Origin of the sequence: Sorangium sp. So ce1504, assembly GCF_051521635.1 — a bacterium.
Taxonomy (GTDB): domain Bacteria; phylum Myxococcota_A; class Polyangia; order Polyangiales; family Polyangiaceae; genus Sorangium; species Sorangium cellulosum_B.
Window position 1 is genome coordinate 223318 of sequence record NZ_CP150365.1, and the last position, 14045, is coordinate 237362.

General features: G+C 71.0%; 11 protein-coding genes and 1 pseudogene. 8 read left to right on the forward strand and 4 right to left on the reverse strand.

Going from position 1 to position 14045, the window contains the following annotated elements; translation table 11 throughout:
- Nucleotides 1-189 precede the first annotated feature (189 nt).
- From WMF39_RS00900 to WMF39_RS00910, 3 genes and pseudogenes are all read left to right on the forward strand, one after another.
- Nucleotides 190-1512: a S41 family peptidase gene (locus WMF39_RS00900; protein ID WP_437743670.1), complete on the forward strand. Its 1323-nt coding sequence runs from the start codon at nt 190-192 to the stop codon at nt 1510-1512.
- Nucleotides 1513-1675: 163 nt separating this feature from the next.
- The gene (locus WMF39_RS00905; RefSeq protein ID WP_272097229.1) at nt 1676-2314 is read left to right on the forward strand and encodes a peroxiredoxin; all 639 of its coding nucleotides are present in this window, start codon (nt 1676-1678) and stop codon (nt 2312-2314) included.
- A 75-nt stretch (nt 2315-2389) separates the two neighbouring features.
- Nucleotides 2390-2887: pseudogene (locus WMF39_RS00910) on the forward strand (hypothetical protein); the annotation flags it as partial.
- Between the two features lie 93 nt (nt 2888-2980).
- Here the strand turns inward: WMF39_RS00910 and WMF39_RS00915 are convergent.
- The 3 genes from WMF39_RS00915 to WMF39_RS00925 form a co-directional block, all read right to left on the reverse strand.
- Entirely contained in the window at nt 2981-3529 is a 549-nt protein-coding gene (locus WMF39_RS00915; RefSeq protein WP_437743671.1) for a hypothetical protein, read from the reverse strand.
- Nucleotides 3530-3706: 177 nt separating this feature from the next.
- Nucleotides 3707-4114 carry a cupin domain-containing protein gene (locus WMF39_RS00920; protein ID WP_437743672.1) on the reverse strand — a complete coding sequence of 136 codons (408 nt, stop codon included), beginning with the start codon at nt 4112-4114 and terminating at the stop codon, nt 3707-3709.
- A gap of 191 nt (nt 4115-4305) precedes the next feature.
- Nucleotides 4306-4998, reverse strand: coding sequence for an alpha/beta hydrolase (locus tag WMF39_RS00925; RefSeq protein WP_437743673.1), 693 nt, complete (start codon nt 4996-4998; stop codon nt 4306-4308).
- A gap of 232 nt (nt 4999-5230) precedes the next feature.
- Here WMF39_RS00925 and WMF39_RS00930 point away from each other — a divergent pair, with 232 nt between their 5' ends.
- Nucleotides 5231-5944, forward strand: a complete 714-nt coding sequence (locus tag WMF39_RS00930; protein WP_012232810.1) for an IclR family transcriptional regulator — start codon at nt 5231-5233, stop codon at nt 5942-5944.
- Nucleotides 5945-5949: 5 nt separating this feature from the next.
- A complete protein-coding gene (ilvE, locus tag WMF39_RS00935; RefSeq protein WP_437715106.1) occupies nt 5950-6840 on the forward strand; it encodes a branched-chain-amino-acid transaminase in 891 nt (296 codons plus the stop codon).
- A 95-nt stretch (nt 6841-6935) separates the two neighbouring features.
- On the opposite strand, the gene WMF39_RS00940 is transcribed toward ilvE, so the two are convergent.
- Nucleotides 6936-7847, reverse strand: coding sequence for a LysR family transcriptional regulator (locus tag WMF39_RS00940; protein ID WP_437743674.1), 912 nt, complete (start codon nt 7845-7847; stop codon nt 6936-6938).
- A 657-nt stretch (nt 7848-8504) separates the two neighbouring features.
- Here WMF39_RS00940 and WMF39_RS00945 point away from each other — a divergent pair.
- The 3 genes from WMF39_RS00945 (at nt 8505) to WMF39_RS00955 (ending at nt 14033) form a co-directional block, all read left to right on the forward strand.
- Nucleotides 8505-10079: a hypothetical protein gene (locus WMF39_RS00945; RefSeq protein WP_437743675.1), complete on the forward strand. Its 1575-nt coding sequence runs from the start codon at nt 8505-8507 to the stop codon at nt 10077-10079.
- A gap of 154 nt (nt 10080-10233) precedes the next feature.
- Complete coding sequence (locus WMF39_RS00950) at nt 10234-12168, forward strand: ABC transporter ATP-binding protein (RefSeq protein ID WP_437743676.1); 1935 nt, start codon at nt 10234-10236, stop codon at nt 12166-12168.
- Entirely contained in the window at nt 12165-14033 is a 1869-nt protein-coding gene (locus WMF39_RS00955; RefSeq protein ID WP_437743677.1) for an ABC transporter ATP-binding protein, read from the forward strand. Before WMF39_RS00950 ends, WMF39_RS00955 begins: the two co-directional genes overlap by 4 nt.
- Nucleotides 14034-14045: the final 12 nt, after the last annotated feature.

Sequence of the window (14045 nt, forward strand, 5' to 3'; positions counted from 1 at the left end):
ACCGCAACCCCGGTCGGGGAATGAACCGCGGCCGCTGAACCCAACCCCGGTCGGGGATCGACCCGCAACCCCGGTCGGGGATCGACCCGCAACCCCGGTCGGGCTGCCGGCAAACCCAACCCCGGTCGGGTCGAACCGCCAACCCAACCCCGTTGCTCGCCCTTTCCGTTTCGTGGTGTCCTGAGGCGCATGGTCGCCTCGAAGCTCGTCGCGGTCCTCTCCACATGCACCCTCGCGCTGGCCGCCGCCGCGACGGGAGGCTGCACCGCCTCGGACGGTGATGCGGAGCCAAAGGCAGACTGCTCGCTGCAGGGACAGAACCAGTTCCTGTTCGAGCTGATGAAGGACGCCTATCTCTGGTACGACGGCGTACCCGACCTGGACTATCGGGCGTACCCCTCGCCCGAGGCGCTGCTCGTGGATCTCGTCACCGAGCCGCGAGACCGCTGGAGCTACATCTCGACCAAGAGCGTCGACGACGCCTTCTTCCGGGAAGGGCAGACCCTCGGGTTCGGCATGCGGTGGAGCTTCGACCAGGAGGACAGCCTCCGGCTCGCGCTGGTCCAGCCGGGCTCGCCTGCCGGAGCGGCCGACCTCCGGCGGGGCGACGCGGTTGTGGCGATCAATGGGATCGACGTCGAGCAGGTCGTGAGCGACGACCTCTGGGAGGAGCTCGCGGGCCCCGACGAGGAAGGGCACGAGATGTCGCTGACGATCGAGCGCGCGGACGCCGAGGCCTTCACGGTCGCGCTCCGGAAGGCGTGGTATGGCATCACCACGGTCGTGAGCCCGCGTGTCCTGCAAACAGGGTCCGCGACCGTCGGATATCTCATGCTCACCACCTTCATCGAGCCTTCGGTGAGCGAGCTCGACAGCGCCTTCGCGCTGTTCAGGGAGAGCCAGGTCGACGAGCTGGTGCTCGACCTGCGCTACAACGGCGGTGGGCGCCTCTCCGTCGAGAGGCACCTCGCGAGCCTGATCCACCGGCCGGCGGAAGCCGGCGCGCTGCTCGACATCACCGCGCACAACGACAGGCACGTCGACTGGGACAAGCGGGAGACGTTCGACGACCTCGACCAGCCGCCGCTCCCCCTGTCCCGGCTGGTCGTCATCACGTCCGGCGGGACGGCCTCCGCGAGCGAGTCGCTGATCAACAGCCTGCGCGCCTACATGGACGTGAAGATCGTCGGCTCGACCACGCACGGCAAACCCGTCGGCATGTACGGATGGGACAACTGCGACATGGTCGTGCACCCGATCGCGTTCCGGGTGCTCAACGCGAAGGAAGAGGGCGATTTCTACGATGGTCTCCCCCCCGACTGCGCCGCCGACGACACGCTCGGCGCAGAGCTCGGCGACGCGGGCGAGACGTGCCTCGCCGAGGCCCTGCACCTGCTGGAGCACGGCGAGTGCTCGACCGCGGCGCAGCCGGACGGGGCGGGCGAGCGCCGCGCCTCGCCGCCGCGGGAGATCCCGTGGCGCGGCCTCCGCCGCGAGGTCGGCGCGCTCTGAGGCGCCGCTGCGCCGGCCAAGCGCGGCGCGGCGCGGTGCGGTCGAGCGCGCGCCGGCGGCGTCCCGGCGCGAAACACCGCCGCTCCCGGCTTGACACCCTGAGCGGCTTGACGGAGATTCCTCCGCCATAGCGGAGACTGGGCCGCGGCCAGGAGGGAATGTCATGAGCCTGCAACTCGGAAGCATCGCGCCTGATTTCGAGCAAGAGTCCACGCACGGGACCATCCGATTCCACGAGTGGGCCGGGAGCTCGTGGGTGATCCTGTTCTCGCATCCGAAGGATTTCACCCCGGTTTGCACGACCGAGCTCGGCGCGGTCGCCAACCTCAAGGCGGAGTTCGACAAGCGCGGAGTGAAGCCCATCGCGCTCAGCGTCGACGACGTCGACTCGCACAAGCGCTGGTCCGTGGATATCGAGGAGACGCAGCGAACGAAGCTGAACTACCCGATCCTCGCCGACGTGGACCGGAAGGTGTCGGGCCTTTACGGGATGATCCACCCGCAGGCGAGCGACACGCTCACGGTGCGCTCGGTGTTCGTCATCGATCCGAACAAGAAGATCCGCGCGACGTTCACGTACCCGGCGAGCACGGGGCGCAACTTCGACGAGATCCTGCGCCTCATCGACTCGCTCCAGCTCACGGACAGCCACTCCGTGGCGACGCCCGCGAACTGGAAGGACGGCGATGAGGTGGTGATCGTCCCCTCGCTCCAGGACCCCGCCGTCCTCGCGCAGAAGTTCCCCAAGGGGTACAACGCCGTCCGCCCGTACCTGCGCCTCACCCCTCAGCCCAACCGCTGATGCGGCGTGGCGCCGCCCGCGCGCGCGAGGCGTCGACGCGACGCCTCGCCGCGCTCGCCCTCGTGTTGCCGGCACGGGGACGAGCTGGCCGACCCGTGGCGGTTCAGCGATCGCAGCGCCGCGCCGCGGTCGGCGACATTCGATAACGGTGTTTACTTTCTCTGCATCACCGATTGTCCGCGGCCGGCCCCTCACAACAACGTCTTCATCCATCACCACCGGAAGGTCGTGATGGATACGGGCAGCAACTTCGGCGAGGACGGCCCCTGGTCGCAGGTCTGGAACGACCGGCCGGGCCGAGCAGGACGGATCACGTTATGTGAGCATGATCTGGCTCCGCGGCGATGCGTTCGGGAGCCCGTGGACCGGAAATGGGTTCACGTCGTACACCGCCCGCGGGTGGAAGGACGGCCCCACCCCAAGGAGACCGTCGATTTCGGCAAGACCTTCGAGACCTGGCCGGCGGGGTCGGCCTACCCGGATCACTTCTTCTTCGGTGATCCGCACATCAACTATTACGAGGGCACCGCCGAGTTCGACGACGTGAAGCTCTACCTGCCGGACGACGGGTAGCGCCCGCTCCGGCGGGCGGCGCTGGCCGGGCGCGGCTCCGGCGGCGGCGGTCTCACCCAGACGAGCCGACCCGGAGCCTCCGGTCGAGCGCGTTCACTTGGGCGTGCACCCCGACGAGAGCTTCAGGAGCGGTCCCGGTGTGCAGGAGTCCAGGCCGAGCCGGAGGTCGGCCACCAGGTGATCGAGCGCCAGGAGGGGCGCCGGCGCCCCGGCGTACTCGTAGAGGTGCGACGTCTCGAGACCATCGCGGCGCAGGCGCACCGACGTTGCGCCGCCGTCGGCGCAGTCAGGGCAGCCGTAGCGGTCGTCGAGGGCGACGCCCGAGAGCGCGTCCTCGATCTCGTCGAGCTTTCGCGTGCCTTCGTCCGTCAGCGTCGCCAGGTTCGAGCGGGGACAGCTCTTGGCGTGCGTGCAGGCCGTGAGCGAGAGCTCTGCGCCATCGCGGGACACCGTCGTGATGCACTCGCCGGCGCAGAGACCGAAGGAGTATTTCGTGGAGAGCCAGATCCCCTCGGCCTCGGATGAAGCGCCGAGCGACTGTTGCTCAGGCGCTGCCTCCTCCTCGGAGCCGAGAGCGCAGCCGGCGGCGAACGGGAAGCTAGCGACCAGCGCAAGGACCTTGAAGAGCGTGTTCGGTTTCATGCCAGCGGCAGACGGCAACCGCTGTGCCACGAGCCAGGACACCGCGTGTGGCTCCGGTGCAGGCAGCGTGCTGCGGACGGGCAGAACAAGACTGCACGCCCGCCCGGTTGCGCGAGGCAGGCGAGCTCGCCGGAACGCGGCGTGCGGCCTGGCTCAGCCTGCGCAGCGGCATGGATGTCAGACCTCGCACTTTTCGCGAGCGAAGCGGTGCTGATCCCACGGCAGCTCGATGCGCTCGCCAGCAGGCGTCTCCACGGTGACCGGCGCTGCGCCGAGCGCGGCGACGACGTGCATCTCTTCCTCACCCGTGTTCGCGATCTGGTGCGGGACGCCCGCCGGCACGATGAGCGTCGAGCCCGGGCCGAACGTGAGGGCCACTCCATCGATCTCGCATGTCCCGGAACCGCGGAGGACGACGATCACCTCCTCACATGCGTGCCGGTGACGCGGCGTTTGCGCGCCCGGCGCAATGGTCTGCATCCACACCTCGAGCGTCCGGAGGCCGTCGCGAGGGCCGGCGAGGGTCTGGTGGGCGAGCCCGGGCAGGCTGAGCTTCTCGATCGAGGCGATGTTCAGGACAGTCATGGCTTGATCCTCCACAGCAGCATCGGGCGCGGGTCCGCCCATCGCGACAGGCCGTCGCGACAGGCCGCCCTGCTCGCTGGATACGGCAGCTCTCCGCCGCCGTTTCGCTGGTCGAGCCGAAATGTCGATGCGGCTCCGGGGGCCAGGCGCGGGCGGTGGGCGCCCCGACGTCGCCGCGCGCCGGCGTCGGCTCAGCCGGCCGCGGCCGCGACGATGTCGCGCACGAGCGCGGCCAGCTCGTCCGGCTGCGACACGAACGGAGAGTGGCCCGCGTCGAGTCGCCGCACGTCCCTCGCGCGCCGCGACATCGCCTCCTGCGCGAACACCGGGATGGCGTTGTCGCGCTCGCAGATCACGTAGGTGGAGGGCAGCTCCTGCCAGGCCGCGGCCCCCAGCGGCTCCGTGAAGGACGCCCTGGACTGAGGCCGCAGCGCCGCTGCCGCGGCGGCTGCGACCTCGTCGCTGCAGTCGTTGTAGAAGATGTCGCGCGCGCGGTCGGGCATCATCGTCCGGCCATCCGTGGAGGTGATCCACCACGGCGGCTCCTGGCCTCCGATCGCCGAGAGCAGGGATTCCCCCGGGCCGAGCATGAACGCGCACAGGTAAACGAGGTGGGCGACGTTGCCCGCGCGGGCCGCCACCTCCGTGACCGGCAATCCCCCGTAGGAGTGCGCGACCACGACGGCCTCGCCGGGCGCCTCGGCCAGCGCCGCCCGCACCGCCTCCGCGTCCGCCGCGAGGCCGCTTGCGGCGGGCCCGGCGCTCCGCAGCTCTGGCACCCGGACGTCGAGCCCGCTGCCGAGCAGCCGACACGCGACCTGGGACCAGCAGGACGGGCTGTGCCAGGCGCCGTGGACGAGTACGACCGATGAGATCTTGCGCATGTGCTCCTCTCCTCCGCAGCTCACGGCGGGACCGAAGACGCTATCCGACCCCCTCGAGCGACACCAGCGCGCGTCGCCCGCAGCGCTGAGCCTGCTCCCCCCGCGCCTCCGCCGGCCCCCGCGCGCCGACGCCCGCCATCCCGCGGGGATCCCGCGGCGCCGCGCCCTCGACCGGGGCGCGGGATGGAGCTATACCAATAGTCGGAACGTCATTCCGAATAGTGGAACTGGCATGGAGCGATCCGGGACGGTCGACAAGGCGGTGCGCGCCCTCGAGGCGCTGGGCGAGGGCGGCGGCAGCGCTTCGCTCTCGGAGCTCGCGGAGCGGCTCCGCATGCCGAAGGCGACGCTGCACCGGCTGCTCGCGTCGCTCGCCGCGCACGCGCTGGTGGAGCAGGACGGGGAGGGGCGCTACCGGCTCGGCGTCGGCCTGATCCGGCTCGGGCTCGGGGCGCAGGGGCTCGACGCGGTCGCGCGTGTCGCGAGGCCCGAGCTGGAGCGGGCGGCGCGCGCCTTCGGCGAGACGTTCTTCCTCGTCGCCGCGCGCGCTGGCAGGCTCGTCGTGCTCGACAAGGCGGAGGGCACGGGCCTCCTGCGCGCGGCGCCCACCGTCGGGGCCGAGGTGCCGGTCGACGTCACCGCGAGCGGCCGGCTCTACCTCGCGCACGCGCCGGAGCTCGTGGGCGCCTCGGGCGCGGACCCGGCCATGCTCCGCGCCGCGCGGCGCGCCGCGAAGCGCGGCTACGACGTCAACGAGGGCGCGTGGATCGACGGGCTCACCGTCATCGCGGCCCCGGTGCTCGCGCGCGGCGGCCTGCACGGCTGCGTCGCCTGCGCCGCGGCCGCCCAGAGCCTGCGCGGCGATCGTCGTGACGCCGCGGTGAATCACACGCGCGACGCCGCCGAGCGGGTCGCGCGCGCCCTCCAGGGCGAGGGCAGGAGGTGAACGGCATGAAGACATGGATCGATGGGCGGATCGTCGACGCTGCGGACGCGACCGTGAACGTGACCGATCACGGGTTGCTCTACGGCGACGGCGTGTTCGAGGGCATGCGCGTCGCTGCGGGGCGCGTCTTCCGGATCGAGCGCCACCTCGCGCGGCTCGAGATCGGCGCGAGGGCGCTCGGCATCGCGCTCCCGCGCTCGCTCGACGGGCTCCGCGCCATCGTCGAGGAGACGGCGCGCGCGCACGGCCAGCCCGAGGCCTACGTGCGCCTCGTGGTGACGCGCGGCGTGGGCCCGCTCGGCGTCGATCCGACGACCTGCGAGCGGCCGGGGCTGTTCTGCATCGTGGGGGCCATCCGCCTCTTCGACGACGAGCAGCGGCGGCGCGGCCTCGAGCTCATCACGTCGAGCCACAGGAGGCCCAACGCGGACGCGCTCGACATGCGGATCAAGAGCCTGAACTACCTCGGCTCCGCGCTCGCGAAGCTCGAGGCGAGGCAGCGCGGCGCCGACGACGCGCTGCTCCTGAACGCGCGGGGCCACGTGGCCGAGGCCTCCGTGGCCAACGTGTTCGCGCTCCGCGGCGACGTGCTCGCGACGCCGCCGGCCACCGACGGGTGCCTCGAGGGCATCAACCGCGCGGCCGTCATGGAGCTCGCGCGCGGCATCGGGCTCACGGTCGTGGAGCGCTCGATCGGGCGGCTCGACCTCTTCGCCGCCGACGAGGCGTTCCTGACGGGCACCGGCGCCGGCGTGATCGCCGTCCGGAGCCTCGACGGGCGCACGATCGGCCGCGGCGAGCGCGGCCCTGTCACGGCCCGCCTGACCTCGCTCCACCGGCAGCTCGCCGAGACCGAGGGCGCCCCGTTCATCGCCGCGCCCGGCGGCCCGGGTTGAACAGAAGCTCGGACTGACCGGTTCACTTTCGCGTTACTCGGCACGTCGGCTCGCCCCTGCTCCCGCGAGACCTGGCCGCCGCGCGGGAGAGCGCGTCAGCTGTCGCGGGCGATCTCCGCGAAGACGCCGCGCAGCCAGGTGTGCGCCGGGTCCTTCGCGTGCCGCTCGTGCCACACCTGATCCACCGAGAACCCGCCGAGCTCCACGGGCGGCTTCATGACGTGCAGCTCCTCCATCTCCGCGAACACGCGCGCGATGCGCGCCGGAACGGTCAGCACGAGATCGGTCTGGGCCACGATGTGGGCCGCCACGAGAAAATGCGGGATCTGCAGCGCCACGCGGCGAGAGAGCCCCCGTTCGGCGAGGACCTCGTCCACCCGGCCTCCGCCCTCGCCGCGCGGGCTGATGAGCGCGTGCGGCAAGCTCGTGTACGTCTTGAGCGTGAGCTTGCCCCGGACCGCGGGGTGGCTCCTCCGCACGACGCACATGTAGCGCTCCTCGATGAGCCTTTGCCGGTAAAACCCCGCGGGCAAGGTGGGGAGCAGGCCGATCGCGAGATCGACCTTGCCGGTCTCCATGGCGCTCCACATCTCGCTGTCGTAGGGGCGCGCGACGAGGTCGATGAAGGGCGCCTCGGAGACGAGCTTCTGCACGAGCCGCGGCAGCAGGATGAGCTCCACGTAATCGACCGTGGCGACGGTGAACGAGCGGCGCGCCGTCGCGGGCTCGAAGCGAGGGCTGTGCGCGACCGTCGCCTCGATCTTGGCGAGGGCCTCGCGGATGGGGCCGATGAGCTCCTGCGCGCGCGGCGTCGGGATCATCCCCCGCGGCGTGCGCACCAGGACGGGATCGTCGATCAACACGCGGAGGCGCCCGAGGGCGTGGCTCATCGCCGACTGGCTCAGCCCGACGCGCGCCGCCGCGCGCGTGACGCTCCCCTCCGCCAGCAGGGCGTCGAGGACGACGAGCAGGTTCAGGTCGATGGAAGCAAGATGCACGGGATGCATGGGGCCCATGCTACTAATGAGTTGGAAGCGCGCCATCGGCCGACCTAAACGTTGGCCATTGAACCGGCACGGTCACTGACCTCACCGAGAGAGGTGAGGGGATGCCGCCGGTCTTCGCACCCATGTCCCGCTTCGATCTCCCGAGCACGCCCGCGGAGCCGGGCTCACGGCTCCTCCTCGCGCCCGCTTCGCCCGCCGTCATGGCGATACGCGGCGATGCCGCAGGCCGATCCGCCGGGGAATGTCGTCTCGTGATCCTGCTTGTAAAGGTTCGTTAAGAAGTCAGATTTGTGCTGCGAACGTTTGTGAACGTTGCCATGTCTGGTCCGGTCCGCTAAGTAGTCGCCGCCTGAGATCGCCTGTGGCGCGATCCCCGTAGGGGGTCGTATCGAGGCGGAGCGGCCCGAGCGCGCTCGTCGCATGGAGCGCGCGAGGACCGGGCCTCGAGCCTCCGGCGTGCCTCCAAAGCCGCGCGGATGGCCTGGATCGGCCATCTCGCTCGCAGCTCCGGCGCCGGGTCGGCCGCCGGCCGCCATCGTAGCGCCAGGTCGGTTTCACCTGTGTTTCCCCGGCGCTGCCGCCGAACGGCGCGCCGCATCCATGAACGCCGTGATTCGAAATCGGTGTCGAACAACCGTAACAGGAAGAGAGAGCGTCATGCCAAGTCCGAGATTGAGTTCCTTGTTCCTCGCCCCCATCGTCTCTGTTTCTCTCCTCGCCTCGTGCGCCCCCGCCGCGCCGGAGGGCGAGGGCGAGGCAGAGATCCTTGGCGCGGCGTCGAGCGCGCTCACGGCTCAGCAGCGGCTCGCGGCTTGCGACCAGGATCCTCGCGTGATCGCCGGGCTCGTCACGAGGGAGATCTGCGCGGGCGCCGATATCTTCTTTCGCGAGACCTTCGAGGGCAACGGCCGGTCTTGCGGGACGTGCCATCCTGTCGGAAACAACTTCACGATTGACATCCCCTTCATCGACGCTCTGCTCGACGATAACCCCCTCGACCCGCTGTTCGTCTTCGAGCAGGACCCGGAGCTGACCGATCTCGAGACGCCCGAGCTGAAGACGCTCGGCCTGATCCGCGAGAACATCGACGGCTTCGACGATCTCGACAACAAGTTCTCGATGCGCGCGGTCCCCCACACGCTCTCGCTGGCGACGAGCATCACGCCGGATCCGGTGGACGGGATAACGAGCCCGCCGGTCCATCGCACGGGCTGGTCGGGCGACGGCGCCCCGGGCACCGGCTCGCTGCGCGAGTTCCTCACCGGGGCGATCACGCAGCACTACCCGACGGATCTCGGCCGCGAGCCGGGGGTGGCCTTCCGGCTCCCGACGGAGCAGGAGCTCGATCTGACGCTCGCCTACCAGATGAGCCTGGGCCGGACGAACGAGCTCAACCTCACGCAGGTGAACCTCGCCGATGCCGAGGCGAACGAGGGGCGGCAGGCGTTCCTCGACCCGGCGCGGGGCCGCTGCAACGTGTGCCACTCAAACGCGGGCGCGAACCACCTGGACACGGGGCGCAACCGCAACCTGGACACGGGCACCCGGAAGGCCCCCGCGACCGGCACCATCGGCGCGTTCGACGGCGGCTTCGGCGGCTCCGGGCTGGCCTCGCCCAACATCGATGTCCTGGACATCGGCTTTCTCAACGGGTTCGGCGACGGCACGTTCAGCACCCCGCCCCTCATCGAGGCCGTGGACACGCCGCCGTTCTTCCACACGAACGCCTTCGGCAACGACATCGAGGGCGCGGTGGCGTTCTATCTGTCGGACTTCTTCAAGAATTCGCCGGCCGGCCTGGAACTCGAGGCGCGGTTCGGCAGCCCCGTCCAGTTCCCCGACACCGACATCATCAAGATCGGGCGGTTCCTTCGCGTGCTGAACGCCGCGTTCAACGTCGACCTCGCAAGGCAGCGCCTGACCGCCGCCCAGGTGCTCGTCCAGCAGTTCCACGACACGCGGGCCGACGTCCAGCGGCGCCTGATGGAGCTGGCCGAGGCCGAGATCGACGACGCGCTGCAGGTCCTCGCCGTCGGCGGCACGCCGCTGCACCCCGTCTCCACGGATCGCCTCCAGCTGGCGAAGACCGAGATCGCGGCGGGCCTCTCGGCGACGACCTGGTCGCAGCGCCAGGGCCGGATCTCGAACGCGATCTCGCGCGTCCAGAACGCGCGCGATCAGTTTGGATCGAACATCACCTTCCAGCTCGGCAAGGGCAACCTGATGTACTAGCGGAGCGCCAGGAGCCCTGTCAGGGCGCTGGCCCGGCGGTCCGGACGACAGCAGCGCCGCGCCCCGGGCATCGTGTCCCCGCCGCTGGCGAACGCCGCACAAATCGGTAGCTTACGGGCCCCGGCATGGCCGGTATGCCAGGTGCCCTGCGCTGATGTTGTCCGGTTCACGTCCTGATGTCGGTTCCCTCGCTTCGTCGGAAACTGGGCGCTCCCGCGAGGGGGGCTCACTCCTGCTGCGGCTCCTCGGGCTGAGCTGGGCGTACCGGGGGCGCGTCCTCCGTGTCCTCGGCTACCAGATCATCCTGCTCTCGCTGGGGCTCGCTGGGCTCGGCCTGACCGGGCTCGCCATCGACATCCTCCGCCATCGGCTCGATCCATCGAACCGCCTCCCCGAGCTGCCGGTCGGCCTCGGCCGGCTGGTCGACGCCGAGCGTGAGCCCATGCGCGCGGTCCTCTCGATCGGCGCCGCCATCCTCGCGATGGCCGCCGCGCGCGCGGTGATCAACTACGGTTACGCGCTCTCGGTGGGCTACCTCGTCCACATGGAGATCGTCCCGGATCTCCGGGCGCGGGTGTACGACAAGCTCCAGCGGCTGAGCTTCCGGTTCTTCGACGCCAACAAGAGCGGCTCGCTCATCAACCGCGTCACAGGCGACGTCCAGCTCGTGCGCTCCTTCGTGGACGGGGTGCTGCTCCCGAGCGTCATCATGGTCCTGTCGCTCGGCGTGTACGTCGCGTACATGCTCCGCGCGCACGTCCTGCTGACGCTCGCGTGCCTCGCCCCGACGCCGCTCCTCTGGATCGCGAGCACGCTCTTCGCCCGGTGGGCGCAGCCCGCCTACCTGCGCAACCGGGAGCTCGTGGACCGCATGGTCCTGAGCTTCACGGAGGGGCTGCAGGGCATCCAGGTCATCAAGGGGCTCGGGCGAGAGCGCGAGGCCCATCGCCGCTTCGACGAGCGCAGCCGCGAGGTGCGCGAGCAGCAGCAGGAGACGTTCCGGACCGTCAGCGTGCTCAGCCCGACCATCGATCTGCTCGGGCAGATCAACCTCGTGATCCTGCTCGGCATGGGCGGGCTGCTCGTCACGCGCGACCGGCTGACGCTCGGGCAGCTCGTGGTGTTCGCCGGCATCCTGCAGCAATTCTCGGGGCAGATCGCGAGCATGGCGACGATCGTCAACACCGCGCAGCAGAGCTTCATCGGGGCGAAGCGCGTCTTCGAGGTGCTCGACACCCCCGTCGAGATCACGAGCCCCGAGGCGCCGGCGCGCCCCGCGCGGGTCGAGGGGCGCCTCGTGTTCGAGCGCGTCACGTTCGGGTACGATCCCGAGAGGCCCGTCCTCCACGACGTCCACCTCGACGTCACGCCCGGGCAGTTCGTCGCCGTGATCGGCCCGACCGGCGCGGGCAAGAGCACGCTGCTCAGCCTGATCCCGCGCTTCTACGATCCGACGTCGGGGCGCGTCCTCCTCGACGGGATCGACCTCCGGCGCCACGACCTCGACCAGATCCGCCGGCGCATGGGGGTCGTCTTTCAGGACAACTTCCTCTTCAGCAACACGGTGGCGGCGAACATCGCGTTCGGCGCCCCGAGCGCGACGCGCGAGCAGATCGAGCGCGCCGCGGTCATCGCCTGCGCCCACGAGTTCATCCGGGAGCTGCCCGAGGGCTACGACACCGAGCTCGGCGAGGCGGCGGCCAACCTCTCGGGCGGCCAGCGGCAGCGGCTCGCCATCGCGCGCGCGGTGCTGCTCGACCCGCCGCTGCTCCTGCTCGACGACCCGACCGCGGCGGTGGACGCGAGCACCGAGCGCGAGATCCTCGACGCGATCCTCAGCGCGACGCGGGGGCGGACGACGATCATGGCGACGCACAGGGCGCACCTGCTCCGCCGCGCGCACCAGGTGATCGTGCTCGACCGGGGCCGCGTCGTCGAGCGGGGGACCCACGAGGAGCTGCTCCGGCGGCGCGGCCACTACGCGAGCGCCCTCGCGCTGCACGACGCCCACGCCTTCGGGGCGCGGGCGGACGACACCCCCTCGCGCCGCGCCGCCGCGGGCGCGCGCCCTGCCGAGGACCCGGCGTGAGCCGCGGGGCCGACGCGCCGAGCCGCCCCGCGACGGCGTCGGGGGCGGCCCGCTCCGCGGCCGAGGCGGCGCCGATCGACGCGCGCCTCGGCCTCGCGCGCGTGGCGCTCGAGGACGAGGCGGACCAGCACCACCGCACGCTCGATCTCGGGCTCGCGCGGCGGGTGTTCGCCTTCACCCGCCCGTACGCGCGCAAGCGGAACGCGCTCTTCGCCCTCGTGGTGGTCAGGTCGATCCAGCTCCCGATCCTGACCTGGGCGGTCGGCGCCATCATCAGCGGCCCGGTGGCCCGGCGCGACGCGCGCGCCACGCTGCTCGCCGTCCTCGGCTTCGCGGCGCTCGTGCTCTTCACCGAGATCGTCTTCCACTACCGCGCGCGGCTCGCGCTCGAGCTCGGCGAGGCGGTGGTGTTCGACATGCGCGATCGGCTGGAGAGCCACCTCCTGCGCATGCCGATGCGCTTCTTCGTGAAGACGAAGGTGGGGCGCCTCATCGGCCGCATGACGTCCGACATCGACGCGATCCGGGTGGCGGTGCAGGACGTCGTGTTCGTGAGCACGGTGAACCTCGGCACCATGGCGGTCGCGATGGCGCTGATGGCCCACGCGCACTGGCAGCTCTTCCTCGTGGTGGTCGCGATGGTCCCCGTCTTCTGGGGGCTGATCGTCTATTTCCACAAGCGCCTCGGGGCCGCCCACCAGCGCGCGCAGGAGAGCTTCACCCGCGTGACCGCGACGCTCGCCGAGTCGGTCACGGGGGTGCGCGTGACGCAGGGCTTCGTGCGGCAGGACATCAACGGCGGGCTGTTCCGCGCGCTGATCTTCGACCACTCCCGTTACAACATGGATGCGGCGCGCCACTCGGCGACCTTCCTCCCGCTCCTCGAGTTCAACGGGCAGCTGTTCCTGGCCGTCCTCGTGGTCGTCGGCGGCTATCAGGCGCTTCACGGCGCGATCGAGCTGCGCGTGCTCGTGGAGTTCTTCTTCCTCGCGAACCTCCTGTTCAACCCGATCCCCGTGCTGGGCAACCAGTACAACCAGGCCCTCGCGGCGATGGCGGGCGCCGAACGGCTCTTCCGCGTGCTCGACACGGCGCCCGACTGGCCCGACGAGCGCGGCCTCCCGGCGCTGCCGCCCGCGCGCGGCCGGGTCGTGTTCGAGCGGGTCCACTTCGCCTACGATCCGGGCAAGCCGGTGCTCCACGGCGTCGATCTCGTCGCCGAGCCGGGGCAGATGATCGCGCTGGTCGGGCACACGGGCAGCGGCAAGACGTCGATCCTGAACCTGCTCGCGAAGCTCTACCTGCCGACGGCGGGGTCGATCACCGTCGACGGGCACGATCTCGCGGCGACGTCGTCCGCCTCGCTGCGCGCGCAGCTCGGGCTGGTGCTGCAGAGCAACTTCCTCTTCAGCGGGACGGTGCTCGACAACGTGCGCCTGGGCAACCCCGCCGCGACCGACGCAGAGATCCGCGACGCGGCGCGGGGCCTCGACGTGCTCGACATGCTCGACGCGCTGCCGGACGGCCTCGGCACCGAGGTCGGCGAGCGCGGGACGGCGCTGTCGCTCGGGCAGCGGCAGATCGTGTGCTTCCTGCGCGCCATGGTCGCCGATCCGCGCATCGTGCTGCTCGACGAGGCGACGAGCGCCGTGGACGCCCTCACCGAGGCCCGGCTGCAGGCGGCGCTCGGGAGGCTCTTGCGAGGGCGGACGAGCTTCGTTGTCGCCCACCGGCTGAGCACGATCCGGCACGCCGATCGCGTCGTCGTGCTCGACCACGGGCGGGTCGTCGAGCAGGGGACGCACGCGGAGCTGCTCGCGCGGGGGGGGAGCGTTCGCGGCGCTCCACCGGGAGCTCATGAATGATGGGCCGCCCCC

Coding starts and splice junctions, on each gene's coding strand:
- WMF39_RS00900 (WP_437743670.1), top strand. CDS start 190: ATGGTCGCCTCGAAGCTCGTCGCGGTCCTCTCCACATGCACCCTCGCG.
- WMF39_RS00905 (WP_272097229.1), top strand. CDS start 1,676: ATGAGCCTGCAACTCGGAAGCATCGCGCCTGATTTCGAGCAAGAGTCC.
- WMF39_RS00915 (WP_437743671.1), bottom strand. CDS start 3,529: ATGAAACCGAACACGCTCTTCAAGGTCCTTGCGCTGGTCGCTAGCTTC.
- WMF39_RS00920 (WP_437743672.1), bottom strand. CDS start 4,114: ATGACTGTCCTGAACATCGCCTCGATCGAGAAGCTCAGCCTGCCCGGG.
- WMF39_RS00925 (WP_437743673.1), bottom strand. CDS start 4,998: ATGCGCAAGATCTCATCGGTCGTACTCGTCCACGGCGCCTGGCACAGC.
- WMF39_RS00930 (WP_012232810.1), top strand. CDS start 5,231: ATGGAGCGATCCGGGACGGTCGACAAGGCGGTGCGCGCCCTCGAGGCG.
- ilvE (WP_437715106.1), top strand. CDS start 5,950: ATGAAGACATGGATCGATGGGCGGATCGTCGACGCTGCGGACGCGACC.
- WMF39_RS00940 (WP_437743674.1), bottom strand. CDS start 7,847: ATGCATCCCGTGCATCTTGCTTCCATCGACCTGAACCTGCTCGTCGTC.
- WMF39_RS00945 (WP_437743675.1), top strand. CDS start 8,505: ATGCCAAGTCCGAGATTGAGTTCCTTGTTCCTCGCCCCCATCGTCTCT.
- WMF39_RS00950 (WP_437743676.1), top strand. CDS start 10,234: ATGTTGTCCGGTTCACGTCCTGATGTCGGTTCCCTCGCTTCGTCGGAA.